This is a genomic window from Salinicola sp. MH3R3-1 (assembly GCF_001937155.1).
Lineage (GTDB): Bacteria > Pseudomonadota > Gammaproteobacteria > Pseudomonadales > Halomonadaceae > Salinicola > Salinicola halophyticus.
Genome location: NZ_MSDP01000010.1, coordinates 17,493 through 43,625, shown reverse-complemented (window position 1 = coordinate 43,625; position 26,133 = coordinate 17,493). Strand labels below are relative to the sequence as shown.

Genomic DNA, 26,133 nt, shown 5'->3' with positions numbered 1-26,133 from the left:
GGCTTTCATCATGAGTACCATTTCTACCCCCGCCGCGCCCGGTACCTTTCGCTACCAGCTGGCGTCTTTCTGGAGTGACTTCAGTGCCAGTCGCGGCGCGCTGGTCGGCCTGCTTTTCATTGTCTTCATCCTGCTGGTCGCGCTGTTCGCGCCCTGGGTCGCGCCGCATGATCCGGCGATGCAGGATCGCTCGGCGCTGCTGGTCCCGCCGGTGTGGCATGCCGAAGGCAGCTGGAGCTATCTGCTCGGCACCGATGCTGTCGGTCGCGACGTGCTCTCGCGGTTGATCTACGGGGCGCGTTATTCGCTTTCGATCAGCGCCATGGTGGTCGTGCTCTCCATGGGCGTGGGCATTTTCCTTGGTCTGCTGGCCGGTTATTTCCGCGGTTGGGTCGAGACCGTGATCACCCGCGTGATGGACGTGGTGCTGGCGTTCCCCAGTCTGCTGCTGGCGCTGGGCCTGGTCGCCATTCTCAGCCCCGGCCTGACCAGCGCGATGATCGCCATCGCCATGGTCCAGCTGCCGTATTTCGTGCGTCTGACCCGGGCGGCGGTGATCGGCGAGAAGGATCGCGAGTACGTCATCGCCAGCCGACTTTCCGGCGCCGGACATCTGCGCCTGATGTTCAACACGCTGCTGCCCAACTGCATGGCCCCGCTGATCGTGCAGGCGACGCTTTCGTTCTCTACCGCGATTCTGGATATCGCGGCACTCGGCTTCCTGGGTATGGGCGTTCAGCCGCCGACGCCGGAGTGGGGCGCGATGCTGGCCAATGCGCGCGAGTTCATGGGCAGCGCCTACTGGGCGGTCACATTCCCGGGCCTGATCATTCTGCTGACGGTGTTGATGATCAATCTGATGGGTGACGGCCTGCGCGACGCGCTGGACCCCAAAATGAAACGCTCTTAACGCCGGAGGTTCTGACTTATGGCATTACTCGATATTGAAGGCCTCAGCGTTCGCTTCAAGACCAGTAGCGGCCTGTTTGCCGCCGTGGAAGACGTCGATATCAACGTCGACCGCGGCGAAGTATGGTCGATCGTGGGCGAGTCCGGCTCTGGCAAGTCCGTTTCGATGCTCGCCACCATGGGCCTGCTGCCATGGACGGCGCAGGTCACCGCCGACAGGATGACCTTCGACGGCCAGGATCTGCAGCAGCTGAGTCCGCGCCAGCGCCGGCGCATCGTCGGCGGCGAGATGTCGATGATCTTTCAGGAACCGATGAGCAGTCTGAACCCCTGCTTCACTGTCGGTACCCAGATCGACGAGATGATCAAGCAGCACCTGGGCGGTTCGCGCAAGGAGCGCCACGAACGGGCGCTGGATCTGCTGGCGCAGGTCGGCATCCCCGACCCGGCGCGACGGATCAAGGCCTATCCGCATCAGCTTTCCGGCGGCATGAGCCAGCGCGTGATGATCGCCATGGCGATCTCCTGCAATCCGCGGCTGCTGATCGCCGACGAGCCGACAACGGCACTCGACGTCACCATCCAGGCGCAGATCCTCGAGCTGCTGCTCAAGCTGCAGGAAGATACCGGCATGGCGCTGATCCTGATCACCCACGACATGGGTGTGGTCGCGGAAACCGCCAAGCACGTGGTGGTGCAGTACGCCGGCCGCCAGGTCGAGAAGCAGGACGTGAAGTCACTGTTCGCCAATCCGCGTCACCCGTATACCGAGGCGCTGCTGTCGGCGCTGCCGGAGCGTGCCGGCAATCAGGACCGCCTGCCGACCATTCCCGGCGTCGTTCCCGGCCAGCACGATCGCCCGACCGGCTGCCTGTTCAACCCGCGCTGCCAGTACGCCACCGAGCACTGCCGCGAGGTGGAGCCGGTACCGGCCGCAGACGATCCCGCCCGTACGTTGTGTCACTATCCACTGGAAGATGGGATTTCGCCGTCGCCGGCTGCGGCGGGCGTGGCGCGAGACAACCCGCAATCCAGCCCGCATAGAGAGGTGCGCCCATGAGCCGCGATGCCGTACTGAGTGCCGTCAATCTCACGCGCTATTATCAGGTCAAGGGCGGACTGTTCTCCAAGGCGGCGACGGTCAAGGCGCTCAACGAAGCGAGTTTCGAGCTCTATCCCGGGCAGACGCTGGCCGTGGTCGGCGAGTCCGGCTGTGGCAAGTCGACGCTCGCTCGTGTGCTGACGATGATCGAGCCGCCCACCAGCGGCAAGCTGACGATCAGTGGGCATGAGGTCTCGTTGAAGGAGGGGCAGCGCCCGCCAGCGGCGCTGCGTCGCGAGGTGCAGATCATCTTCCAGAACCCGTATGGTTCGCTCAATCCGCGCAAGACCGTGGCGACCATGCTGGAGGAGCCGCTCAGGCTCAATCGCAAGGAGATGAGCGCGGAAGAGCGGCGCCAGGCGGCGCTGGAGATGATCGCCAAGGTCGGGCTGCGCCCGGAACATGCCGATCGCTATCCGCACATGTTCTCCGGCGGCCAGCGCCAGCGTATCGCCATCGCCCGTGCGTTGATGCTCAATCCCAAGATTCTGGTGCTCGATGAGCCGGTGTCGGCGCTGGACCTATCGATTCAGGCCCAGGTGCTCAACCTGCTGGCGGATCTGCAGGAAGAGTTCGGGTTGGCCTACGTGTTCATCTCGCATGATCTATCGGTGGTGCGACGCATCGCCGATGACGTGATCGTGATGTATTTCGGCCAGCCAGTGGAAACCGGGCCGGCGGAGGAGGTCTTCACGACGCCGCGACATCCCTACACCCAGGCGCTGTTTTCGGCCACGCCGGTGGCGGACCCCAATCGGCGCCGCGAGCGCGTGCATCTCAAGGGCGAACCGCCGTCGCCGCTGGCGCCGCCGCCGGGATGTCCGTTCGCACCACGCTGCCATCTGGCAACCGAGGAGTGCACCCAGGTCGATCCGCCGCTGGAGCACGTCAACGACCGGGTCGAGGTGGCGTGTATCCATGTCGACCAGGCGGCCGCCAAGTACGCGCACGCCGAGGCGAGCTGAGACGGCGTGCCAGCGCCGTAGCACCACCACCCCCCGCCGAGATCGGCTACGCTGAAGTCAGGTAGCGGCGATGCGACAGCGATCAGCGCGCATCGAATCATCGACGGAGGGGTGGCAATCATGACTCAGCAGATACTGGTACCCATCGACGGCTCCGCCAGCGCGCGCAAGGCCCTGGCACACGCTGTGCTGGTCCAGCAGGCGACCCAGGCCTGGATTCACCTGCTGCATGTTCCCGAGATACCGGTCGCCACGGATGCGCTGGGCGCCATGGTCGGTGCATCACCGGCCGACTACACGCCGGAGAAGGGGCGTCTGACGGGCGAGCGCCTGCTCGCGGAAGCCTGGCGGGCCGTCAGTGGCGGTTCCGACGAAGTGACCTATCACGTCGAGGAAGGGCGACCGGCGCACGTCATCGTGCAGCTGGCGACCAATCTTGGCGTCGACATGATCGTCATGGGCAGTCGCGGCCAGAGCAATCTCAAGAGCCTGATGGTCGGCAGCGTGTCGCACAAGGTGTCGCATATTGCTCCCTGTCCGGTGATCACGCTGCACATTCCGGATTAGTCGCTGTCTCCTGCTACCGAGCTGACGTGAATCGTTTCGTGGTCGTCGATCACCGACTCGAAAGTCCGTAGCCGTTTGACGATCGACAGCAGCTCGATGATCGTCGACCAGGAATTGACCAGATACTGGAACGATTCGCGTACCTGACCGAAGACGTTGAGTACCTGTTGCAACAGGCCCAGCGTCAGCTTGCCGGCGACGATCGACGGCGTCAGCACGACGAAGGCGAAGAGCGTGTCCGCCTGCAGGTAGAAGATACGGGCAATATTGAAGTAGGCGTAGTGCCAGTAAAGCCGGAAATAGTTGCGACGCACCCGCGAGAAGAGCTGACTCATGGTGGCCGGCTCGGCGCGTGACGCGTCGTCCTCGCCGTAGACCAGCTCCTTGCGATAGGCCGCCTCGACGCGCTGATTGCGAAACTCGAGCCCTGGCAGCTTGATTCCCACCAGTGCCAGAAACAGCGTGCCGAAAACCGACCAGACGATCGCTGCCCAGACCAGAGCGTTGGAGACATGGCCGATCAGTGGCAGTTGGGTGATATGGGATGACATCGTCACCAGCAGCGGCAAAAAGGCAATCAGGGTCAGCACCGCCTTGAGCAGGTTGACCCCTAGCCCCTCCAGCGTGGTGGAAAAGCGCATGGTGTCTTCCTGCACGCGCTGGGCCGCGCCTTCCACGTGCCGAAGCTGCGGCCAGTGGGCCATGTAGTAGTCGTTCATCGCCGTGCGCCAGCGAAAGATATAGTGGCTGACGAAAAACAGGTTGAACACGCCGACAGTCACTGCAACGAAGGCGATCCCCGCGAAGGTCAGCATTTCTCGATAGAGATCCAGTGCGGTCACGGCGCTGCCCCCGGCGAGCGCTTGCTGGACCATGTCCCAGAAGGGGCCATACCAGGCATTGATGGCAACGCTGGTCTGGACCGAGAAATAGGTCAGGAAAACGATCAGGGCGCTACCCAGTATCGACCAGTGCTGCCAGCGATGAGGGCAGAGTCGATACCACAGCGTGGCGAATAGCCCCACGCAAAGCGCGTAGTAGACGTAGAACCACAAAAACGAGGACGACCAGAAGCGGGAGACACCGACCGGCAGCGAGGCGTCTGTCGCCAGAGGCGGCAGGCCGATGGCGGCACCCCAGGCGCTGGCGCCGGTTTCCCACACAATGGCGGCAATCAGCGCCCAGATCAGGGCGCTGGAGAAAAAAAGCGACGGCTTGGGAAAGAACGATCGGAACACGGTGACGGCCCTGCGGCTGGGATGAAGATCGGGATGGCGTGATCCCGCCGCCATCCCGACCTCTCATCGACCTCGAACCGTCGGTTACGTTCCCTTACGCTCGACGCCGTCGATGGAATAGCTATCCATCATGGTGGTTCAGGAAATATCGACCTGATAACGGAAGGTGCTGGCGGCGCCCCGTGAGCGTCGGTATTCCAGCGGTGTGCGGTCGTAGCCGAGTGCCAGTCGCTCGATCAGCACTACGGGTTCGCCGGACTCGAGATCGAGGATCCTGGCGATATCGGGGGTGGCGGTTTCGACGCTCAGCGTTTCCCGCGCCGAGCCGATCAGCTGACCACACCGTGATTCGTAGAATGGGTAGAGCAGATTGCCGAAATCGTCGATCTCGATCTCGATCAAGGCCTCGAAACGCGCCGCCGGCAGCCAGATATCCTCGTGGTAGAGGGGCGCTCCGTCGAACTGCCGGACTCTCTCCAGCCGAATGACCTTCTCCGATCGCTCCAGCCCCAGCGCATTCGCGATGTCCTGAGCGGGTGATTCCAGCTGGCGATCGAGAATCCGGCTCTCGGGAACTCGGCGATCGCCCCTGGCATCGACCTGCCGGAAGAAGCGGAATAGCGAACCTTCGAAGTTGGGCCGCAGGATGAACGTGCCTCGCCCCTGGCTGCGCTTCATCAATCCATCCTGGACCAGGGTGTCCACAGCCTTCCTCAGCGTGCCGACGGCAACCCCGTAATGCTTGGTCAGCTCGGCTTCGGTGGGTATCGCGCCGCCAGGTGTCCATTCTCCGGCGGCGATCTTCGCCAGCATATCGTCACGCAGTCGCTGATAGAGCGGCAGACGTTCGTCTGTCATGGAGCTGATTCCCTTCATGAATGTTCCCTCCATGTTATTTCAAACAACTGTATCACCAAACTTCTCATCTTTAGTCGTACGGAGTTAAGCGTACGACCAAAGCGTGTATGATCGATGTATCTATACGACTATATGAATAGTTCTTTTGGGGCGGTTCTTTGCCAAGATAGAGCGTATCGCTCGCCGCGAGGTGTTCATGCCAATCAGAAAAGGCCGTCCATGACGCAACTCCCCCACGCCGGATTGACCGGCGTCGACACTCACGCGCACATCTTCCATCAGGGCCTGAAGCTGGCCGGGGATCGCCGCTATAGCCCGGATTACGACGCGACTCTCGAGCAATACCTCGAGCATCTCGATCGCTGCGGCCTCTCCCATGGCGTGCTGGTACAGCCCAGTTTTCTGGGCACCGACAATAGCCACATGCTGGCTGCACTACGCGGCTTCCCTCAGCGTCTGCGCGGCACCGCCGTGGTGGAGCGCGACGTGAGCGATGACGTACTCGACGAGCTGGCCGAGGCGGGGGTCGTCGGCATCCGGCTCAATCTGATCGGTCAGCCCCTGGATGATTATCGTAGCGCACCGTGGCAAGCGCTATTCGCCAAACTGGCGAGCCGGGGATGGTCGGTGGAAATCCAGCGCGGGATGGACGATCTGGCCCGGATCGTGCCTCAGATTCTGAAAGCCGGCGTGGCGGTGGTGATCGATCATTTCGGTTTGCCCGCGGGAGAGATCGATCCGGTCAATTCGAACCATCAAGCGCTGCTATCCCTGCTTTCGAGCGAGGATGTCTGGGTCAAACTGTCGGCAACGTATCGCAGCCGCTCGAACCCGGCCCAGGCATCGAGGTCGATCGAACGTCTACGCGATGCCTATGGCCATAGCGAGCGACTGCTGTGGGGCAGCGACTGGCCGCATACGCGATTCGAGGACCGGACCGATTACGACGCCCAGTTCGCGCTGATGCAGACGCTGCTGCCGAACGCCGACGAGCGTCGGCAGGTTCTGGTGGAGAACCCGGCCAGGCTGTTCAAGATCGAGCTCGCGAGCTGAGCGCCGATAGGTCAGAGAACGAGCACGCATAACGAGTGCGCACGACAAGCAGAAAAGGGGAACCGACTTATGATGAGTCTATTGGTGGTGGGGGCGATCGTCGTATCCATCATTCTGGGGTATCGCACCCGGATCAATATCGGGCTGTTCGCGATCGCCTTCGCCTACCTGATCGGTTGCTTCGGGCTGGGTCTGAGTCCTAAGGAAGTGATCGCGATGTGGCCGCTGAAGATATTCTTCATCATCTTCTCGGTGTGCCTGTTCTACAGTTTCGCGATCGTCAACGGCACGCTGGAGAAGCTGGCCGAACATCTGATGTATCGCTGCCGCCATTTCCCGCATCTGCTGCCGTTCGCCATCTTCCTGGCCGCGGTGGTGATCTCCGCACTCGGTGCCGGCTATTACACCGTGCTGGCGTTCATGGCGCCGATCACGCTGCTGCTGTGCAGCCGCACCGGGTTGAACCTGATCGTCGGTGCCATGGCGGTCAACTACGGCGCGCTGGCAGGCGCCAACTTCGTTTCCAGCCAGAGCGGCATCATCTTCCGCACGTTGATGACCAATTCGGGCATCTCCGACAATCAGGCTTTCATCAACAGTTTTGGCATCTTCGCCAGCACCATGATCGTGCCGATCGTTGTCCTCGCCGGCCTTATTCTGTTCAGTCGCAAGCGCGGTACGGCGATGGTCTCGCTGGCGCATGTCGAACGTCCCAGCCCGCTGAGTCCTGACCAGCGTTCCACCCTGATTCTGACCCTGGTGATGATGGCCACCGTGCTGCTGCCGCCCATCGCCAGCCTGATTCTGCCCGACAACACCGCCGTGACGTTCGTCAATTCCAAGGTGGATATCGGCCTGATCGCCAGCGTGTTCTCGGTCATCGCGCTGCTGATGAAACTGGGCGACGAGCGTAAGGCCATCGCCTCGCTGCCGTGGGGCACGATCATCATGATCTGCGGCGTCGGCATGCTGATCTCGGTGGCGATCAAGGCCGGCACCATCGATCTGCTCGGCTCCTGGATCGGGACCAATATTCCGCCGGCGCTGATTCCGGTCGCGTTCGGCATCGTGGCCGCGTTCATGTCGCTGTTCGCCAGCACCCTGGGCGTGGTCACGCCGGCGCTGTTCCCGCTGGTGCCGTCGCTGGCCGGCACGCTATCGATCGATCCGATGATCATCTTCATCGCCATCGTGGTCGGCGCGCAGGCCACCTCGATCTCGCCGTTCTCCTCCGGTGGCAGCCTGATTCTCGGCTCCTGCCCGACGGACGAAGCGCGTTCAGGGCTCCTGCCCAAGCTGCTGTTCCGCGCCGCGCCGCTGGGTTTCATCGCTGCGCTGGTGTTCAATTTGCTGCTGACGTTCGTGTTCTGAACGGGGTGGGTGAGGGAGCGTAAAGTGAGCGCTTTGCGCTCCCTTTCCATCGCGCGACGATGCGCGCTCCTGTGAGACCAAGATGAGATGGAGAGACAGTGTTGGCAATTTGGCGCTAATTTTTGGATATTGTGTGGCTAGGCGGAGCACCGCTCGATAACAGCTCGATAACAACAACCAGGCAGCGTCCATGTCAGAACTCGAGAAAAAGTTCTCCTCGGATATTCGGTTACCCGAGTCGGAAACCGTTCGTCTCCGCTCGCCTTTCTCTCCCAGCCTTCGCTTTCACGCCCTCGCGACAGACCCAACTACCAAAACTTCGGCCGGTTGTTCGTCAACCAGGCTGGGTGAGAGACCTCGACTTTCAGGGATGCCATGAATAAGCAGGAATTGCCTCCGATCCTTCGGATCGACGAGTTGAGTGTCAGCTTTGGCACTGCTTCCGTGGTCAAAGGCTTGTCGTTCGACGTGTTCCCGGGTCGAACGACGGCAGTCGTGGGCGAGAGCGGCTCGGGAAAATCGGTGATGTCGATGTCGATCATGCGGCTTGCCGATATGGCGGGCGCCAGCTTCCCCAGCGGACGTATTCTGTTCTCATCGGGGGCTGGCGAAGGCATCGATCTACTGAAGTGCGACCAGGAAGCGATGCGTCGGATTCGTGGCAAGGAGATCGCCATGATCTTCCAGGAACCGATGACCTCGCTCAATCCGGTATTTACCATCGGCGATCAGCTCTGCGAAGTGTTGATTCTCCATGAGAAACGCTCGCGCGCCGAAGCCATGGTCGAAGCCGAGCGTCTGCTGGCGTTGGTTCGCCTGCCGGATGCGAGAGCTCTGCTTGCGCGCTATCCCCATCAGCTTTCGGGTGGCATGCGTCAGCGCGTGATGATCGCGATGGCACTGGCCTGCCGGCCGAAGTTGTTGATCGCCGACGAGCCGACCACGGCGTTGGACGTCACCGTCCAGGCGGAGATCCTCAATATCATGAAGGATCTGCAGGCCGAACTCGGCATGGCCATGATCTTCATTACCCATGACATGGGCGTCGTCGCCGAGATGGCCGACGATGTCGTCGTGATGTGGCAGGGCGAGAAAGTCGAAGCGGGGCCGGTCGAGGAGATATTCACCCGCCCCAGGCACCCCTATACGCGAATGCTGCTGTCTGCCGTGCCCAAGCTGGGGGCGATGCAGGGCTTCACGCATCCCAGGCGGACACCGCTGACCGTGCTGCGGAATGGCGAACTGGTACAAGAGGGTGACGATCGACAGCAAGACACGGCCGACTACACGGTGCCGCCATTGCTGCGTGTAGAGGATCTGTCGATTCAATTCGACGTGAAGAAGAGCTTTTGGGGGCGTACCACCCATCGTAATTTCGCCGTCTCCCAAGTCGGTTTCGAGATCTATCCCGGTGAGACGCTGGCGTTGGTGGGTGAGAGTGGTTCGGGCAAGTCCACGATCGGACGCACGATCCAGCAGTTGCAGGAGTCGGCCAACGGTGAAGTCTGGTTCGATGGCAAGCCGATGTCGAAGATGAAGCTCGCCGAGCGCCAGCGTCTGCGTCGCGAGGTGCAATACATTTTCCAGGATCCGTTCGCTTCCCTCGATCCGAGACGCACGGTCGGTGACTCCATCGCCGAGCCAATTCTCACCCATGGTCTGCTCGATCGCGGCACTCCGACTCGTCGCCGTGTCGGCGAGCTCTTGGAGCGGGTCGGCTTGTCTGCGGATATGGCGAGCCGTTACCCGCATGAGTTTTCGGGAGGCCAGCGTCAACGGGTCTGTATTGCGCGCGCCCTGGCTTCCAGGCCTCGTCTGATCATCGCCGACGAGGCACTGTCGGCGCTCGATGTCTCGGTTCAGGCCCAGGTGATCAATCTGTTCATGGATCTGCAGCGAGAAGAGGGACTGGCGTATCTCTTTATCAGCCACGACATGGCGGTCGTCGAGAAGATGAGTCATCGGGTCGCTGTACTCTATCTGGGCCAGATCATGGAGATCGGCAAGCGGGCCGACGTATTCGAACGTACGGCACATCCTTACACCCAGCGTCTGCTTTCCGCCGTTCCGCTGGCGGATCCGTCGGCTCGACGTCAGCGTGTGGCGCTGACCGGCGAAATCCCCTCGTCGATTCATCCGGTGGGTGCTCCGCCAGCGCTAAACCCGTTACGTGAAATCGCCAATGGCCATTTCATCGCGCAGGAACGCGTTTGAAAGAAGAGCGTGTTCGACAGCAAAAACAACACCAATCCAGCAAGGGAGATATCTCGATGTCGCCAACGATGTCCTTCAAGACAGTCACTGTGTCGGCCTTAGGCCTTCTGCTCGTCAGCGGCGCTCTTGCCTCGCCGGTCTTCGCGGACGGCACATTGACGGTCTCATCCCCGCAGGACCCGGGCTCCTGGGACCCTGTAGATACGTTCTTGGTTAACTGGGCTTCCGTCGGTACCAATCTGTTCGACGGTCTGACTTACCGGGGGCCGGATATGAAACTGGTGCCTGCACTGGCTACCAGCTGGAACGTTCTGGACGATGGCATGCGCATTCGCTTCAAGCTGCGCGAAGGGGTGACGTTCCATGACGGCGAGCCGTTCAATGCCGAGGCCGTCAAGTTCACCTTCGATCGTCTGCTGGGGGAGGAGGGAGCCAAGGGGCCGCAACAGTCGAACTATACCGCGATCGAGAACGTCGAGATCATCGATGACAATACCGTCGACTTCCATCTCAAGGCGCCTGATCCGGTACTGCTGACCAAGCTCGCGGGCTATGGCGCGATGATCGTGCCGCCGCAATATATCAAGGAGCATGGCGAGAAGTACTTCAACACCCACCCTGTCGGCACCGGTCCATTCCAGTTCGTTTCCTACGAGCCGAAGGTGGATATCAAGTTGAAGGCCTACGATGGATTCTGGGGCGATGGTCCCAAGCTATCCGAGCTGGATTATCGCTTCATCTCCGAGCCCTCGACCGCCGTGGCCGAGCTGCAGTCGGGTGGCGTCGATATCGTCATCCCGCCGACCATCCCGATCGCAATGATCCCGACCATCGAAGACGACGACAATCTCGATCTGATCACGACTTCAGGGCCAACCGTCTATGCGCTGCGTTTCAATACTGCCGACGGCATTACCGCCGATGAGCGTGTGCGCAAGGCTCTGATCATGGCGGTCGACCGTAAATCCATCGTCGACGGGATACTCGGTGGTCAAGCGCAGGTCATCGCCTCGTTCCAGGGTGAGCGCTCCTTCGGCTTCGACCCGGAGATGCAGCCGCTGCCCTATGATCCCGACAAGGCCAAGCAGCTGCTCGAGGAGGCCGGGGTCAAGCCGGGGGCGCAGGTGCAGATCGATATCCGTGGCAACGACGCCACCTTCGCCGAGGTGACCCAGGCGGTTGCCGCTTATCTGTCGATGGTCGGGATCACCGCCTCGATCCATCCGGTCGAGACCAATACGCTGCTCAACGACATCATTCCCCAAGGCAAGACTGGCGCCATGTTCCAGCAGTCATGGGGCGGCTGGACTTTCGATTTCGACAATACCGCCTATGCGATGTATCACAGCGGTCAGAAATGGAATCCCTACGATAGCGATCCGAAGATGGACGAGTTGCTGGAGAGCCAACGCTCGCTGACTGATCCCAAGGAGCGCGAACGGATTCTGCAGCAGATCGCTCACTATGCTGCGGACCGGGCACTGGAGCTGCCGCTTTACAGCCTCAATGCGATCTATGGCGTCAATAAACGCGTGAAACACTTCGTGCCGGCGCCGGACAATCGTATGCGACTCAATGACGTCGAAGTCGAATAAGGCGCTTTTCGTGCCTCGCTTTCCACGAAGGCGAGGCTCTCTTCATTCGACGGAGGCTGGGATGTGACTGGATTTATCGTAAAGCGCTTCGCGCAGGCGATCTTCGTCGTGATTGCGGTGAGCTTGATCGTGGCGGTGGCGATCCGAATGACGGGGGATCCCGCGCTGATGATCGCCCAAGGTGCGACCAACATCACCCAGGCAGACCTCGACAGGATCCGTGAAGGGCTTGGGCTCAATCAGCCGTTTCTCGTTCAATACCTCGATTCGCTGCGCGGACTGGTCACCTGGGATCTCGGTAACAGCTTCGTCGGCGGTACCCCCGTCAATCTGCTGGTCGACAAGGCGCTGCCCGCGACGCTGTCGCTGGCATTCGCCTCGATGTTCGTCTCGATCGCCGTCTCGATTCCGTTGGGTATCCGCGCTGCCGTGGCGCGGGGGCGTGGCAGTGACCAACTGATCCGCATCTTTTCGCTGCTGGGCCTGAGTTTCCCCAATTTCTGGCTGGCGACAATGCTGGTGCTGCTGTTCTCGATCACCTTGAAATGGTTGCCGCCTTCCGGCATGTCCGGCTTTGCGAGCTTCATCATGCCCGCCGTAACGATGGGCGTGATTCTAACCGCGACCAACGTGCGGCTGGTGCGGACTACGATGCTCGATACGTTGAACTCACAGTACATTATGGTGGCACGCGCCAAAGGGCTGTCGGAGCGAAAGGTGCTCTACAAGCATGCCCTGCGCAATTGCGCGATCCCCTTGATTACCTATTTCGGCCTGCAGTTCGGTGGTCTGCTGGGTGGGATCGTGGTGATCGAGAGAGTTTTCAACTGGCCGGGCATGGGCACGCTGGCCTTCGACGCGGTCGCGGCCCGCGACTATCCGGTATTGCAGTCGGTGATCATGATCCTGGCGTTGCTGATCGTCGGCATCAATCTTCTCGTCGATATCGCCTACGGCATTGTCGACCCTCGAATTCGGACGAAATAAATCATGGCTTTTGCTGCGCCACCTCGCTTGCACCGCTTCGCGTCGCTGGAGTTCGTGCTCGGCTTTCTGCTGTTGGGCGGGGTCGTCTTCTGTGTCGTCTTCTCCGCGTGGCTGTTTGCGCCCCCCGGGCAGATCAGTCTCTCCTCGCGGCTGGTGATGCCGTTCCAGAATGCTGCGCATCTTTTCGGCACCGATGCGCTGGGGCGTGACGTGCTGGCGCGAGTCGCCGTCGGTGGCTGGGTTTCCTTGAAGGTCGGCTTCTTCTCGGTGATCGGGTCGGTGGTGTTTGGCGTAGTGATGGGGCTTGTCTCGGGTTACTACCGTGGAATCTGGGATGTGATCGTGATGCGCTGTGCCGATATCCAGCTCGCGTTACCGTTCATTCTGCTTGCCATCACCTTTGTCGCCATCCTCGGCGGCTCTTTGACCAACACGATCATTCTGCTGATCGTCAGTCAGTGGGTGCAGTACGCAAGGCTCGTCCGGGGTTCGGTGCTTACACTGCGGGAGCGTGAATTCATTCTGTCGGCAAGAGCCATCGGCGTGAAGAACGGTGCCATCATCCTGCGCCATATCCTGCCCAATCTGATGGGACCGGTGGTCGTGCTGATGACCTTGAACGTTGCCAACAACATTCTGCTCGAGAGTTCTCTGACGTTTCTGGGCTTGGGTGTCGATCCAACGATACCCTCCTGGGGCGGTATGCTTGCCGAAGGCCGTACCTACCTGCAGACCGCCTGGTGGATCTCGGTCTTCCCGGGCCTTGCCATCCTGTGCACCGTGCTCGGCCTCAATCTGCTGGGTGACTGGTTGCGAGATCTGCTCGACCCGACGGGGAGGACCAACCGTTGATCCTGTTCGAAAAACACTACCCCGCCACGCTCGATCGGCTCGTTGCCGAATTCACCGGGCGAAGACTGGAAACCTGGACGTTCGATGACCGCGAGACTCGGCGGGCGGCCGAGGCCGCGCTGGCGAGCCGAGGCATCGCGGCACGCTGTCGCTCGGCCTACAAGCCGCTGGTCTGCGCCTTCCGCGAGGAGATCGCGACCGAAGGCCTGACCAGCGTCGAGATCGTCTATCCCCGCCACCCGGGGGCCAAGTCCTCTCGTTTCCTGCTGGAGAGCTATCCGCTGTCGGCGCTCTACCCCGGCATCGATTTTCAATTCGAGGCCGGCGAGATCAGCGACGCCGTCCCGATTTATCGCCTGCGACTACGCTACGCCGATGGCCGCGACGAGACCCTGAGAGTGCTGGCGCCCAATCGACCCCACCGCGATTTCGCCGACGAGGCGGCGCTGTCACCCTGTGGCTGGCAGATCGTCGAGGGTGCCGCGAGCCATCTGACGACCGTCTACGAGCAGCTCTTCGCCGAGGCGATGACGGCCATCCGCGAGGCTGAATGGGAAACGCGGAATGGGAGCGGGGAGCGCTATCTCGAGGAGCTCTATCTCGAGGAGCCCTTTTTCGAGGAGCTCAACATCAGCGTAACGCTGCCGATCGCCGATGAGCCTCTCGGCTACGCCGACGAAGCGTTGTCGCTGCGGGAAGCCCTGCACGAGGAGTTCTATTTCTCGCTGCTGGAAGTCTTCCAGCGGCGGTCCGGACGACCGCTGGGCGATCGTCATCTTCAGCCGGGGCAGATCGTGCCGGAGATCCGGTTCGGGACGGCGTACGCCGTCAAGGTGGAAACCCGACCCTACGATCGCGAGTCGATCTCGTTTCACCGCGAGCCGTTGGCCGCCGTCACGCGTCCGTTGTCTCAGGTCCAGATCGGCGAGGAGTTGGCGACGCTTGGCGGTAGCGGGTTCCACGCGATGTCCGTGGCCGGGCGCCGGCTCGAAGGGCGCTATCTCGCAGGGAGCGATCGCGCCATGATCATCTCGGCGGGTCAGCACGCCAACGAAACCAGTTCGCCTGCGGGCACGCTGCAGGCGGCGGCGGTTCTCGCGGCACGAGACGGGGCGCATTTCACGCTCTGCCCGCTGGAGAACCCGGATGGTTATGCGTTGCATCAGCGCCTGATCGCCGATAACTCCCGACACATGCATCACGCCGCGCGCTATACCGCGCTGGGCGATGATCTGGAGTACCGGGAAGGCGAAGCGCTTCACGAGAAGGCAATCCGCGTCGAGGCCGAGCGACTGACCAACGCCTTGTTGCATATCAATCTGCACGGCTACCCGGCACATGAATGGACACGGCCGCTGTCGGGGTACATTCCACGTGGATTCGAGATGTGGACACTGCCTAAGGGGTTCTTTCTGGTGTTGCGACATACGCCTGGCTGGGCCGACGCGTCACGGGCGCTGATCGAGGCGGTCACGCTGGCGCTGAACGAAGTGCCGGACCTGCGCGCGTTCAACGACCGTCAGATCGCGCTGTTCGAGAGACATGCCGGTGACACCGGCTTTGAAATGATCAACGGCTTTCCGTGTCTGATCTCGGAAGACGATCGTCACCGGGTGCCGATGACGTTGATCACCGAATATCCCGACGAAACGATCTACGGGCCCGCCTTTCAGGCTGGCGTGGCAGCTCAGCGGGCGTCGGTGCTGGCGGCTTACGATGCGCTGCAGGCGCTTCCCGATGAGCTTCTGGCCTCCTGAGCCGGGCCCGATTACATGCCAAGCGTGGGCGGCAGTATCGCCAGATCGCCACTGGCCTGTTCGAAGGCGCGTGCCAGCTGCAGCACGCCCCAGTCGTTGCGGGGCCTGCCGATCAGCTGGAAGCCCATCGGTAGGCCTGCGTCGTTGCGTCCCGCCGGCAGGCTGATCGTCGGCGCCCCGAGCATCGAGGCGGGAACCACCACTTCCATCCAGCGATGGTAGCTGTCCATCGGGTGCCCGGCGATGTCGCGGGGCCAGTGTGTCTCCACGTCGAAGGGAAAGACCTGGGCGCTGGGCATGGCGAGATAGTCGAAGCGCTCGAACAGGGCGCTCCAGGCGCGGTAGGCCTCGCCACGCTGCACGTTGGCAGCGTGAATGTCCTGCGCCGAGAGCCGCAAGCCGCGTTCGACTTCCCACCGGGCTTCGGGTTTCAGCCGGGCGCGGCTGTCGGGGTTGGCGTAGTGCGCGCCCAGGTTGCCGGCGACGGCCCAGTGGCGCAGCTTGGTCCAGCTCTCCCACAGCGTCTCGGGGGCGAAGGGCAGATCGACTTCCTCCACATCGCAGCCAAGTCGGCCGAAGTGCGCCAGCGCCGCTTCGCACAGAGCGAGAACGCCGGATTCCATGGACAGATGGCCTTGCCAGGCGCCCAGCCAGCCGATCTTCACACCGCGAACGTCGCGTTCGAGTGCGCCAGCAATATCGCTGCCCTCGGGAAACAGCGGTTCTCCCAGCGACAGCGGTACGCGCGAATCGAAACCGGATTGCGTGTCGAGCAGCCGCGCCACGTCTTCGACGGTCCGGCCCATCGGACCGTTGGTGGCAAGTTGCTGACCGAACGGATCGGCGGCGAGATCTGGCACCCGACCGAACGAAGGGCGAAAGCCGATCACGTGATTGAACGCCGCGGGGTTTCGCAATGAGCCCATCATGTCGCTGCCGTCGGCGACCGGCAGCATTCGCATGGCGAGCGCCGCCGCCGCGCCACCGCTGGACCCGCCGGCGGTTCGCGAAAGGTCGAAGGGGTTACGGGTGGCACCGAATACCGGATTGTAGGATTGCGAACCCAGGCCGAATTCCGGCGTATTGGTCTTGCCGATGATGATCGCGCCGGCCGCGCGCATGCGCTCGACCATCAGGCTGTCCTGGCTGGCAATCTGACCGACGAGCAGCGGCGAACCCTGAACGGTCGGCAGACCCCTAACGTCGGAGAGATCCTTGATCGCCTGGGGGAAGCCGTGCATCCAGCCACGCGACTGGCCGGCGGCGAGCTCGCGATCGGCGCCGTCGGCCTCGTCGAGCAGCGGCGGACGTTCGCGGCGGGAGACCATGGCGTTGACGACGGGGTTCACGGCGTCGATATGGTCGAGATAGGCGCTCATCACCTCGCGGCAGGAGACCGATCGATCATGGATGCGCTGCGACAGCGTAGTGGCGTTCCAGGTCACGATCTCGGTCAGTGGTGGCCGAGCGGAAGTGCGGTCGGAAGCGTTGGACATCGGCAGGGTCCCGGCAAAAAAGAGAGTGTCGATTAGCATACCGCAGTAGCGTCGTCGGCACGCCACTGCGGTTTTCGGGCTAGCCCGCGTTCGGCTCACCGCGGCCCGGCAGACGGCCATCATAAGAAGTGTCAGGGTCTTGGGCCGGTCGTGACACGAAATGCGGCTAAGGTCTAACGGCATCTCCAGTATGATGTATGACAACATGGCTGACAGAATGCCGGCCTTTTCCTGCCTGTCCAGTAGATCAGGCGGTCGAGCGATTGCATGGCAGATTGACGTTAATCCACGACGAGGGACTCTAGGTGAACTTTTCCAAACAAGCGGTTGTAGCCTCCATTACCGACGGTCTGCTGTCGTTTCCGGTGACCGATTTTGACGCCAACGGCAAGTTCGACGTCGAGAGCTATCGTCGCCGTCTGCTGTGGCTGAAGGAGTACGAGGTCTCCGCTCTCTTCGTGGCTGGCGGTACCGGCGAATTTTTCAACATGACGATCGAAGAGTATCGCGAAATCGTCAAAGTCGCCGTGGAGACCATCGGTGGCCACGTGCCGATCATCGCCAGCGCCGGTCAGAGCGCCGAGCTCGCCAAGGCGCATTGCCAGGCCGCTCAGGAAGCCGGCGCCGACGGCATTCTGCTGATGCCGCCGTATCTCACCGAATGTCCGCAGTCCGGCATCGTCGAGTACGCCGCCAGCGTCTGCGATTCCACCGATCTCAGCGTGATCTACTACAATCGCGCCAACGGCTATCTCAACGTCGATGCGGTCCAGGCCCTGGCCGACCGCTGCCCTAACCTGGTCGGTCTGAAGGACGGCAAGGGCGACATGCAGGCGCTCAATATCATCATCAAGACGCTGGGCGACCGCCTCGCCTACGTCGGCGGTGTACCCACGGCCGAGATCATCGCCGAAGCCTACCTGGCGATTGGTGTCAGCACCTACTCTTCTGCCGTGTTCAACTTCGTGCCCGAGATGGCGGTGAAGTTCTATCAGGAACTGCGAAAGGGTAACAGCGAGTTCATTCGTCAGGCGATGCGTGAATTCTTCGTGCCGTTCGTCACCCTGCGCGATACCCAGAAAGGCTATGCCGTCAGCCTGATCAAGGCCGGTGCTGATCTGGTGGGTTATCCGGCAGGCGATGTGCGCGCCCCGCTGACCATGCCCAGCGAGAAAGAGCGAGCGACGCTCAAGCAACTGATCGAAAAAGCCGGCGCGCTATAAAACCGGCCTTCCCGGCTATTCCAATCCTGGGGCGGCTTTTTGGCCGCCCTGCACGCTGGCGGGATGTACGCCGACGCCACTTCGGGCGTCGAACGTGCATCGTCTTGACGGAGACTTCCCATGCCGAGCCACGCTACGCCCACCATCACGGAAATGCAGGTCATCCCGGTCGCAGGCCGCGATAGCATGCTGCTCAATATTGGGGGCGCGCACTCTCCCTGGTTCACCCGCAACCTGGTCATCCTCAAGGATAGTGCGGGCCATACCGGCGTCGGCGAGGCGCCGGGCGGGGAGACGATCCAGCAGTCACTCGAACAGGCCCGATCGCGGGTCGTCGGCCAGCCCATCGGCAAACTGCGTTCGATGGTGGCGTCGCTGCATTCCGCCGGTCGCGGTGCCGATTTCGAGGATTTCGGCAAGGGATCCTGGACCTTCGAACTGCGTGTCAACGCGGTAGCGGCGCTCGAGGCGGCGCTGCTCGATCTGTTCGGCAAGTTCCTCGACGTGCCCGTTGCCGAGCTATTAGGCGACGGCAAACAGCGCGACAGCGTCGAGGTGCTGGGTTATCTGTTCTTCATTGGCGATGGTCATGCGACGCCGCTCGGCTATCGTCGCGGTACGGATCATCGCGAAACGGGGCGGCACAGTACCGACGGCGTCAGCCACGACTGGTATCGCCAGCGCGACGAGGCGGCAATGACGCCGCAGCGCATCGTTGAACTCGCCGAGGCGGCCCACGACCGTTATGGCTTCAAGGACTTCAAGTTGAAGGGCGGCGCACTACCGGGCGAGCAGGAGATCGAGGCGGTTACCGCGCTTCACGAGGCCTTTCCCGAGGCGCGCACGACCATCGACCCCAACGGAGCCTGGTCGCTCGACGAGGCGATCCGGCTCTGCAAGAACCTGCACGACGTGATCGCCTACGCAGAAGATCCGTGCGGCGCCGAGCAGGGTTTCTCGGGTCGCGAAATTCTGGCCGAATTCCGTCACGCCACCGGGTTGCCGGTGGCCACCAACATGGTCGCCACCAACTGGCGCGAAATGGCCCATGCGCTGATGCTGCGCTCGGTCGATATCCCGCTGGCCGACCCGCATTTCTGGACGCTCTCGGGCGCGGTGCGGGTCTCTCAGCTGTGCCAGGATCACGGCATGACCTGGGGCTCGCACTCCAACAACCATTTCGATATCTCGCTTGCGATGTTCGCTCAGGTTGGTGCCGCCGCCGTCGGTCGCACCACGGCGCTGGATACGCACTGGATCTGGCAGGAGGGCGACGCTCGTCTGACCCGCAATCCGCCGCAGATCGTCGATGGCAAGGTCGCGGTGACGGATGCCCCGGGGCTCGGGATCGAAATCGATATGGAACAGATCGAGCAGGCCAACGCACTCTATCGCAGTCTGCCGGCTGGCGGCCGCAACGATGCCATGGCCATGCAGTATCTGATCGATGATTGGCAGTTCGATCCCAATCGTCCGGCGCTGGTTCGTTGAAACGGGAGTGGCGCATCCCCACCTACTATTTATGGCTTGGCGTGAACCGATCGGATCGAGCGTGATTTCGACGACCGATTTCCTCGGTCGATTTTTGCGCTCGATCTCTAAGGTCGATTTTTACGGTCTACGCTGGGTAAGACATATTCGAGCTGTGGCAGACGACGCTGTGCACGAGAGCGTTGCCAGAAAACGTTTCGCAACAAAAGAAATGTCTCGCAAGACTCGGTCCGTGGCACGTAGAGCGCAATTTGCGCTCGGCCAAGGCTGAAGAAGAATCCGTATCCACCACCACTGCAGGAGGCAAGATGAATCTGACAGGTGAAATGCTGATCGGTCAGCAGACCGCGAAAGGCAGCCGTGACCCGATTCAGGCAATCAATCCGGCCACCAACGAGCGTCTCGAGCCGGCCTATCCTGGCGGCACCCAGGTAGAAGTCGAGCGTGCCTGCGAACTGGCGTGGAGCGCCTTCGACAGCTATCGCGAAACCTCGCTCGAGGAGCGTGCCAAGTTTCTGGAGACCATTGCCGACGAGATCGAAGCGATCGGTGATGATCTGATCGAGCGTGCCGTAGCCGAATCGGGTCTGCCCCAGGGGCGTATCCAGGGCGAGCGAGGCCGGACCTGTGGCCAGCTGCGCCTGTTCGCCAAGACCGTGCGTGCCGGCGAGTGGCTCGACGTGCGTGTCGACCCGGCGCTGCCGGATCGTCAACCGATGCCGCGGGTCGACCTGCGTCAGCGTCACATCGCGCTGGGTCCGGTCGTCGTCTTCGGTGCCAGCAACTTCCCGCTGGCGTTCTCCGTGGCCGGCGGCGACACGGCTTCCGCGCTGGCAGCCGGTTGCCCGGTCATCGTCAAGGCACACGGTGCGCATCCCGGCACCAGCGAGCTGGTTGGCCGTGCCATTCAGGCCGCGGTCAAGAAGTGCGACCTGCCGGAAGGCGTGTTCTCGCTGATGTACGGCTCCGGTCGTGAAGTCGGCACCGCGCTGGTCACCGATCCGCGGGTCAAGGCAGCCGGCTTCACCGGTTCGCGCAGCGGCGGCCTGGCTCTGTGGAAGGCGGCGCAGTCGCGTCCCGAGCCGATCCCGTTCTATGCCGAGATGAGCTCGATCAACCCGGTTTTCCCGCTGCCGGCAGCACTCAAGGCACGCGGCGAAGAGATGGGCAAGGCGTTCGTGGGGTCGCTCAACATGGGTGCCGGCCAGTTCTGCACCAATCCGGGCCTGGTCATCGCGATCAAGGGTCCGGAGCTGGATGCCTTCGTCGCCGCCGCGGGTGAAGCGGTCAAGGGCAGCGCAGGCCAGACCATGCTGACGCCAGGCATCGCGGAGGCGTATCAGCACGGCGTTGACGCGTTGGCCGGTACCGGCAAGGCGAAGGAAGTCGCTCGCGGTGAGAAGGGCGATGGTTCGAACCAGTGCCAGACCGCGCTGTTCGTGACTTCTGCCAACGATTTCTTGAACGAGAAGTCGCTGCAGGACGAAGTCTTCGGTGCCACGTCGCTGGTGGTCGAATGTGCCGATGCCGCCGAGCTCAAGCGGGTGGCCGAGCATCTCGAAGGTCAGCTGACCGCGACGCTGCAGATGGACGATGCCGATCTCGACGCCGCCAAGGCGTTGCTGCCGGTACTTGAGCGCAAGGCGGGCCGCGTGATGGTCAACGGCTGGCCGACCGGGGTGGAAGTGTGTGATGCGATGGTTCACGGCGGTCCGTTCCCGGCGACCTCCGACTCGCGCACCACCTCCGTGGGTACGGCGGCGATCTTCCGCTTCCTGCGCCCGGTCTGCTATCAGGACCTGCCGGACGCGCTGCTGCCGGAAGCGATCAAGCAGAGCAATCCGCTGAAACTCAAGCGTCTGGTCGACGGCAAGCGCGAGGCCTGATCCGCCTGCGATTTCAGGGCCGCCGCTCGGCGGTCTTGAACCCCGAAGGGATCCACGACCCCTGCTTTCGAGCGGGGTTTGTTGCGTTTTGGGCTGCGGTTTTCGCCGATGGAGAGGATGGGACCAAGGTCGCTGATCGGTAGCCCTGTCCGCGACGAACGCCTAGAATAAGCGCCGAGTCAAAACGACCCAATGAATTCGACAAGTAAAGGAAAGCCCGTGAACCCGGTTCAGACCACATTCCAGTACGGTTCGAGTACCGTCACGCTAGAAACTGGCCGTATCGCCCGTCAGGCCACCGGTGCCGTGCTGGTCACCATGGACGACACCGTCGTTCTGTGTACCGTCGTTGGCCGCAAGACGCTCAAACCCGGCCAGGATTTCTTTCCGCTCTCCGTGCATTACCAGGAGAAGACCTATGCCGTGGGTAAGATCCCCGGCGGCTTCTTCAAGCGCGAAGGGCGCCCGACCGAAAAAGAGACGCTGACCTCGCGTCTGATCGATCGGCCGATTCGTCCGCTGTTCCCGAAAGGCTTCATGAACGAAGTCCAGGTCATCTGTAACGTGCTGTCCGCCGATCGCAATCAGGATCCCGACATCGCCGCGATGATCGGCACGTCCGCGGCGCTGGCGATCTCCGGTCTGCCGTTCAGTGGCCCGATCGGCGCGGCGCGTGTGGGCTTTACCGAATCACGCGGCTACTTCCTCAACCCGACCGTCGAAGAGCTCGCCACGTCGGAGCTCAACATGGTCGTGGCCGGTACCGACAAGGCCGTGCTGATGGTCGAGTCCGAAGCCAAGGAGTTGACCGAAGACGAGATGCTGGGCGGCGTGCTGTTCGCGCACCAGGAGATGCAGGTCGCGGTCGATGCGATCAAGTCGCTGGTCAGCGAAGCGGGCAAGCCGAAGTGGGACTGGCAGCCGGCCGCCGACAACGTCGAGCTCAAGCAGGCCATGGCGGCGTCTTTCGGAACCGCCGTGGGTGAAGCCTATCGCATCACCGACAAGATGGCGCGTCAGGACGCGCTGGCCGAAATCCGCACCAAGGCTATCGAGCAGTTGGCCAGCGGTGACGCGGCGCAGTTCAGTGTCGACGAAGTCTCCGGTGCGCTGGCGGGTCTCGAGAAGAAGACCGTGCGCAGCCGTGTCGTCGCCGGCGAGCCGCGTATCGACGGCCGCGATCACAAGACCGTGCGGCCGCTGGACATCAAGGTCGGCGTGCTGCCGCGCACCCATGGTTCGGCGCTGTTCACCCGTGGCGAGACGCAGGCGATGGTCATCGCCACGCTGGGTACGCTGCGCGACGCCCAGCTGATCGAATCGCTGGAAGGTGAGCGCAAGGATCGCTTCCTGATGCACTACAACTTCCCGCCGTACAGCGTGGGCGAGGCCGGCTTCATGGGCGGACCCAAGCGTCGCGAGATCGGTCACGGCCGTCTGGCGCGTCGCGGCATCCAGGCGATGCTGCCCAACGATGACGACTTTCCCTACACCATCCGTGTCGTCTCCGAGATCACCGAATCCAACGGTTCCAGCTCGATGGCGTCCGTGTGCGGCGCGTCACTCGCGCTGATGGACGCCGGCGTGCCGATCAAGGCGCCGGTAGCGGGTATCGCCATGGGTCTGGTCAAGGACGACGATGGTTTCGCCGTGCTGACCGATATCCTGGGTGACGAAGATCACCTCGGCGACATGGACTTCAAGGTGGCGGGTTCCGTCAACGGCGTGACCGCGCTACAGATGGACATCAAGATCGAAGGCATCAACGAAGAGATCATGGAGACCGCGCTGCAGCAGGCACATCAGGCGCGCATCGATATCCTCGATCAGATGAACGTGGTGATTGCCGAGAGCCGTAACGAAGTCTCCGACTACGCGCCGGCGATGCAGACGATCAAGATCTCGCCGGACAAGATCCGTGACGTCATCGGCAAGGGTGGCGCGACCATTCGCGGCATCTGCGAGGAGACCGGCGCCTCGATCGATATCGACGACGACGGCACCGTGCGCATCTACGCCGAAGACCGCTCCGCGGCCAAGCGCGCCATCGACACCGTGCTCGGCATCACCGCCGAAGCCGAGATCGGCAAGCTCTATCGCGGCAAGGTCGTGCGTCTCGCCGACTTCGGCGCCTTCGTCAACTTCATGCCGGGTACCGACGGTCTCGTGCACATCTCCCAGATCGTGCCGGAGCGCGTCAACGACGTGAAAGACTTCCTGAGCGAAGGTCAGGAAGTGACGGTCAAGGTGCTGGATATCGACAACCGCAATCGCGTGAAGCTGTCGATCAAGGAGATCACCCCGGAAGAGAAAGCCGCTTTCGAAGCGACGCTCGTCACCGAAGAGTGATTTTCTGGCGGTAACCGCCAGCGCTCCATCAATAACGCCCGGCCTGCATCACGCAGGCCGGGCGTTTTTTTATGGGCGTTTCTATGAATTAGCTCACGCCGCGGCAGTTCGTGGGCGTGGCGCCGGTAGATGCCGCTTGAGCCGACGCGAGAATTTCTTCTCCACGAATTCGAAGCTAAGCCAGGAGCAGAGTGCGATAATCGGCAGACAGATCGCCAGCGCCAGGTAAGGGGTGAGGCCGAACTGCTCGGTCAGGACGTAGTTGCCCGACCACAGCACGATCACGTGCAGCAGGTAGGTGGAGTAGGACCAGTCCCCCATCACCTTGACGACACGGTTATCGCCGATGCGCGATTCCAGGCCGATGAAGGCGATCACCAGCAGCGCGCTGGGCAAGCCCCAGGCGAAGAAGCGCGTGGCGCCGGAAGGGTCGTTGAAGCAGAGAATCGCCGCGAGGCTGGCCAGTGCCAGGCCGATCGGCCACCAGCGGCCGCCGGGGATCCCGTAACGGCCATGGACGACGGCGATCCCCATCCCCAGCAGGAACTGGAAAATGATCGGATCCGTGTAGAAATTGCTGAGGAAGGGCTGGTGGGCGAAGAGCGTATTGATCACCATGATGGCCACTACCACCGCCCATAGTCGCCACTCGCGCTTGAGCACCAGCGAGGCGGCGAAGACGACGTAGAACAGCATTTCGAAATTGAGCGTCCAGCCTACCGGCAGGATCGGATAGTAGCCGTAACCGGCCGGGTTCTCCGTGGGGATGAAGAACAGCGACAGAACCAGCTGCTTGAGGCCCATGCCGTAATCGGGCATGACATCGCTGGCGAAATAGATGACCAGCGCGGTGATGGCGGTATAGAGCCAGTAGGCGGGAACGATCCGGACGACGCGATGCAACAGGAACTGCGGCATCGTCAGCTTTTTGCCGCGGCTCGAGGCAGTGATCACGAAGCCGCTGATGACGAAGAAGATATCCACACCCACTTGCCCGCGGGTGGAGAACAGATACTCGACCCAGTTATTGGCATCGAAGCTGAAAAACACCTGCATGAAATGGTGAAAAACGACGATCCATGCCGCCAGGGCTCTCAGTGCCTGTACGGATACCAACATTGCTGCCTTCCCTAGCGTGAACGAACGATGAGTCCACTCAGAAGGCCAGCGGCGGAAAAAGTTCTCCATCTGGACGAAAAATTACAAAACGCTGTTCGTGATGGGACCAATGGCCGTTCCACCATGAATCAAACCGGGTTTCAGACCTTACGTAACGCGACCTGCTCGACCAGATGATCGCGGCCCTTGCGCAGGATCAGATCGGCGCGGGGGCGAGTCGGCAGAATGTTCTCGCGCAGATTGCGCCGGTTGATGTCTCGCCACAGTCCTTCGGCTATCTCCACCGCTTCCGTCTCCCCGATCTGGGCGTAACGATGGAAGAACGAATCCAAGTCCTGGAAAGCGGTCTGTCGCAGCAGCTTGAAGCGCTCCAGATACCAGTCGTGGATATGGTTCTCCTCGGCATCGATGTAGATCGAAAAGTCGAAGAAGTCCGACACGAACGGCACCATCTTGCCGTCTTCCGGCAGGTCGCGGACCTGAAGCACGTTGATGCCCTCGACGATCAGGATGTCGGGGCAGTCGACGGTCTGATAGTCGTGCTCGCGCACATCGTAGGTCAGGTGCGAGTAGAGCGGCGCCTGCACGTTGCGGGCGCCGGCCTTGATCCAGGACAGGAAGCGCAGCAGGGCGCCGATATCGTAGCTCTCCGGAAAGCCCTTGCGGGCCATCAGATCCTTGTCGCGCAGCACGGCATTGGGATAGAGAAAGCCATCGGTCGTGACCAGGTCGACCTTGGGACTCGACGGCCAGCGCGCCAGCAACTCCTTGAGAATACGCGAAGTCGTCGATTTGCCCACCGCGACGGAGCCGGCGATGCCGATGATGAAGGGCGTCTTCTGGGTATCGTCGATATCCAGGAAGCGCTTGCGCTGGGCGTAGAGCCGTTGACTCGCTTCGACGTAAGAAGAGAGCAGCCGGGACAAGGACAGGTAGATCCGCCGCACTTCGCCCAGATCGATCGGATCGTTGAGCGAACGCAGCCGTCGAAGCTCTTCGGCGGAGAGCGTCTGCGGCGTGTCGGCTCGAAATGCGGCCCACTGCTCGGCCGTGTAGAACTGGTACGGAGAGAACGGGTCCGGTCTCAATTGATTCATCGGG

20 protein-coding genes are annotated in these 26,133 nt (G+C 62.0%); 15 read left to right on the top strand and 5 right to left on the bottom strand.

Annotated elements, in window-relative coordinates; translation table 11 throughout:
• Positions 1-10 precede the first annotated feature (10 nt).
• From BTW08_RS07365 to BTW08_RS07350, 4 genes are all read left to right on the top strand, one after another.
• Positions 11-910, top strand: coding sequence for an ABC transporter permease subunit (locus BTW08_RS07365; RefSeq protein WP_075561878.1), 900 nt, complete (start codon positions 11-13; stop codon positions 908-910).
• Between the two features lie 18 nt (positions 911-928).
• Positions 929-1,969, top strand: a complete 1,041-nt coding sequence (locus tag BTW08_RS07360; protein ID WP_075561877.1) for an ABC transporter ATP-binding protein — start codon at positions 929-931, stop codon at positions 1,967-1,969.
• On the top strand, positions 1,966-2,976 hold the full coding sequence (locus BTW08_RS07355) for a dipeptide ABC transporter ATP-binding protein (RefSeq protein ID WP_075561876.1): 1,011 nt from the start codon (positions 1,966-1,968) through the stop codon (positions 2,974-2,976). Before BTW08_RS07360 ends, BTW08_RS07355 begins: the two co-directional genes overlap by 4 nt.
• 120 nt (positions 2,977-3,096) lie before the next feature.
• Positions 3,097-3,543 carry a universal stress protein gene (locus BTW08_RS07350; RefSeq protein WP_075561875.1) on the top strand — a complete coding sequence of 149 codons (447 nt, stop codon included), beginning with the start codon at positions 3,097-3,099 and terminating at the stop codon, positions 3,541-3,543.
• On the opposite strand, the gene sbmA is transcribed toward BTW08_RS07350, so the two are convergent.
• Complete coding sequence (gene sbmA / locus BTW08_RS07345; RefSeq protein ID WP_075561939.1) at positions 3,540-4,781, bottom strand: peptide antibiotic transporter SbmA; 1,242 nt, start codon at positions 4,779-4,781, stop codon at positions 3,540-3,542. The genes BTW08_RS07350 and sbmA overlap by 4 nt on opposite strands.
• Positions 4,782-4,919: 138 nt before the next feature.
• The gene (locus BTW08_RS07340; RefSeq protein ID WP_110693910.1) at positions 4,920-5,639 is read right to left on the bottom strand and encodes a GntR family transcriptional regulator; all 720 of its coding nucleotides are present in this window, start codon (positions 5,637-5,639) and stop codon (positions 4,920-4,922) included.
• A gap of 219 nt (positions 5,640-5,858) precedes the next feature.
• Here BTW08_RS07340 and BTW08_RS07335 point away from each other — a divergent pair, with 219 nt between their 5' ends.
• From BTW08_RS07335 to BTW08_RS07305, 7 genes are all read left to right on the top strand, one after another.
• Positions 5,859-6,692: an amidohydrolase family protein gene (locus BTW08_RS07335; protein WP_075561873.1), complete on the top strand. Its 834-nt coding sequence runs from the start codon at positions 5,859-5,861 to the stop codon at positions 6,690-6,692.
• A 69-nt stretch (positions 6,693-6,761) separates the two neighbouring features.
• On the top strand, positions 6,762-8,063 hold the full coding sequence (locus BTW08_RS07330) for an SLC13 family permease (protein ID WP_075561872.1): 1,302 nt from the start codon (positions 6,762-6,764) through the stop codon (positions 8,061-8,063).
• Between the two features lie 375 nt (positions 8,064-8,438).
• A complete protein-coding gene (locus BTW08_RS07325; protein WP_075561871.1) occupies positions 8,439-10,277 on the top strand; it encodes an ABC transporter ATP-binding protein in 1,839 nt (612 codons plus the stop codon).
• Between the two features lie 209 nt (positions 10,278-10,486).
• Complete coding sequence (locus BTW08_RS07320; protein WP_246837671.1) at positions 10,487-11,872, top strand: ABC transporter substrate-binding protein; 1,386 nt, start codon at positions 10,487-10,489, stop codon at positions 11,870-11,872.
• A 63-nt stretch (positions 11,873-11,935) separates the two neighbouring features.
• Positions 11,936-12,859, top strand: a complete 924-nt coding sequence (locus tag BTW08_RS07315) for an ABC transporter permease (RefSeq protein ID WP_075561870.1) — start codon at positions 11,936-11,938, stop codon at positions 12,857-12,859.
• Positions 12,860-12,862: 3 nt separating this feature from the next.
• Positions 12,863-13,711, top strand: a complete 849-nt coding sequence (locus BTW08_RS07310) for an ABC transporter permease (RefSeq protein WP_075561869.1) — start codon at positions 12,863-12,865, stop codon at positions 13,709-13,711.
• Positions 13,708-15,468, top strand: a complete 1,761-nt coding sequence (locus tag BTW08_RS07305) for a peptidase M14 (RefSeq protein ID WP_075561868.1) — start codon at positions 13,708-13,710, stop codon at positions 15,466-15,468. Before BTW08_RS07310 ends, BTW08_RS07305 begins: the two co-directional genes overlap by 4 nt.
• A gap of 11 nt (positions 15,469-15,479) precedes the next feature.
• Here the strand turns inward: BTW08_RS07305 and BTW08_RS07300 are convergent, their stop codons facing one another.
• Positions 15,480-16,964 (bottom strand): amidase, encoded by a 1,485-nt coding sequence (locus BTW08_RS07300; RefSeq protein ID WP_075561867.1) that lies wholly within the window; start codon positions 16,962-16,964, stop codon positions 15,480-15,482.
• 305 nt (positions 16,965-17,269) lie between these two features.
• On the opposite strand from BTW08_RS07300, the gene kdgD reads away from it, so the two are divergent.
• The 4 genes from kdgD to pnp all read left to right on the top strand — a co-directional run bounded on the left by kdgD (position 17,270) and on the right by pnp (position 23,913).
• Positions 17,270-18,187, top strand: a complete 918-nt coding sequence (gene kdgD / locus BTW08_RS07295) for a 5-dehydro-4-deoxyglucarate dehydratase (protein ID WP_075561866.1) — start codon at positions 17,270-17,272, stop codon at positions 18,185-18,187.
• Between the two features lie 120 nt (positions 18,188-18,307).
• Positions 18,308-19,678: an enolase C-terminal domain-like protein gene (locus BTW08_RS07290; protein WP_075561865.1), complete on the top strand. Its 1,371-nt coding sequence runs from the start codon at positions 18,308-18,310 to the stop codon at positions 19,676-19,678.
• A 308-nt stretch (positions 19,679-19,986) separates the two neighbouring features.
• A complete protein-coding gene (locus tag BTW08_RS07285; protein ID WP_075561864.1) occupies positions 19,987-21,564 on the top strand; it encodes an aldehyde dehydrogenase (NADP(+)) in 1,578 nt (525 codons plus the stop codon).
• 219 nt (positions 21,565-21,783) lie between these two features.
• Complete coding sequence (pnp, locus tag BTW08_RS07280) at positions 21,784-23,913, top strand: polyribonucleotide nucleotidyltransferase (protein WP_075561863.1); 2,130 nt, start codon at positions 21,784-21,786, stop codon at positions 23,911-23,913.
• Positions 23,914-24,006: 93 nt separating this feature from the next.
• Here pnp and BTW08_RS07275 read toward each other — a convergent pair whose 3' ends face one another.
• Together BTW08_RS07275 and coaA are read right to left on the bottom strand one after the other, a co-directional pair.
• Positions 24,007-25,032 carry an acyltransferase gene (locus BTW08_RS07275; protein ID WP_075561862.1) on the bottom strand — a complete coding sequence of 342 codons (1,026 nt, stop codon included), beginning with the start codon at positions 25,030-25,032 and terminating at the stop codon, positions 24,007-24,009.
• Between the two features lie 140 nt (positions 25,033-25,172).
• A complete protein-coding gene (coaA, locus tag BTW08_RS07270) occupies positions 25,173-26,129 on the bottom strand; it encodes a type I pantothenate kinase (RefSeq protein WP_075561861.1) in 957 nt (318 codons plus the stop codon).
• Positions 26,130-26,133: the final 4 nt, after the last annotated feature.

Bases quoted from the DNA above. Each gene is read 5' to 3' on its own strand.
- BTW08_RS07365 (WP_075561878.1), top strand. From the start codon at position 11: ATGAGTACCATTTCTACCCCCGCCGCGCCCGGTACCTTTCGCTACCAG.
- BTW08_RS07360 (WP_075561877.1), top strand. From the start codon at position 929: ATGGCATTACTCGATATTGAAGGCCTCAGCGTTCGCTTCAAGACCAGT.
- BTW08_RS07355 (WP_075561876.1), top strand. From the start codon at position 1,966: ATGAGCCGCGATGCCGTACTGAGTGCCGTCAATCTCACGCGCTATTAT.
- BTW08_RS07350 (WP_075561875.1), top strand. From the start codon at position 3,097: ATGACTCAGCAGATACTGGTACCCATCGACGGCTCCGCCAGCGCGCGC.
- BTW08_RS07340 (WP_110693910.1), bottom strand. From the start codon at position 5,639: ATGACAGACGAACGTCTGCCGCTCTATCAGCGACTGCGTGACGATATG.
- BTW08_RS07335 (WP_075561873.1), top strand. From the start codon at position 5,859: ATGACGCAACTCCCCCACGCCGGATTGACCGGCGTCGACACTCACGCG.
- BTW08_RS07330 (WP_075561872.1), top strand. From the start codon at position 6,762: ATGATGAGTCTATTGGTGGTGGGGGCGATCGTCGTATCCATCATTCTG.
- BTW08_RS07325 (WP_075561871.1), top strand. From the start codon at position 8,439: ATGAATAAGCAGGAATTGCCTCCGATCCTTCGGATCGACGAGTTGAGT.
- BTW08_RS07310 (WP_075561869.1), top strand. From the start codon at position 12,863: ATGGCTTTTGCTGCGCCACCTCGCTTGCACCGCTTCGCGTCGCTGGAG.
- BTW08_RS07300 (WP_075561867.1), bottom strand. From the start codon at position 16,964: ATGTCCAACGCTTCCGACCGCACTTCCGCTCGGCCACCACTGACCGAG.
- BTW08_RS07290 (WP_075561865.1), top strand. From the start codon at position 18,308: ATGCCGAGCCACGCTACGCCCACCATCACGGAAATGCAGGTCATCCCG.
- BTW08_RS07285 (WP_075561864.1), top strand. From the start codon at position 19,987: ATGAATCTGACAGGTGAAATGCTGATCGGTCAGCAGACCGCGAAAGGC.
- BTW08_RS07275 (WP_075561862.1), bottom strand. From the start codon at position 25,032: ATGTTGGTATCCGTACAGGCACTGAGAGCCCTGGCGGCATGGATCGTC.
- coaA (WP_075561861.1), bottom strand. From the start codon at position 26,129: ATGAATCAATTGAGACCGGACCCGTTCTCTCCGTACCAGTTCTACACG.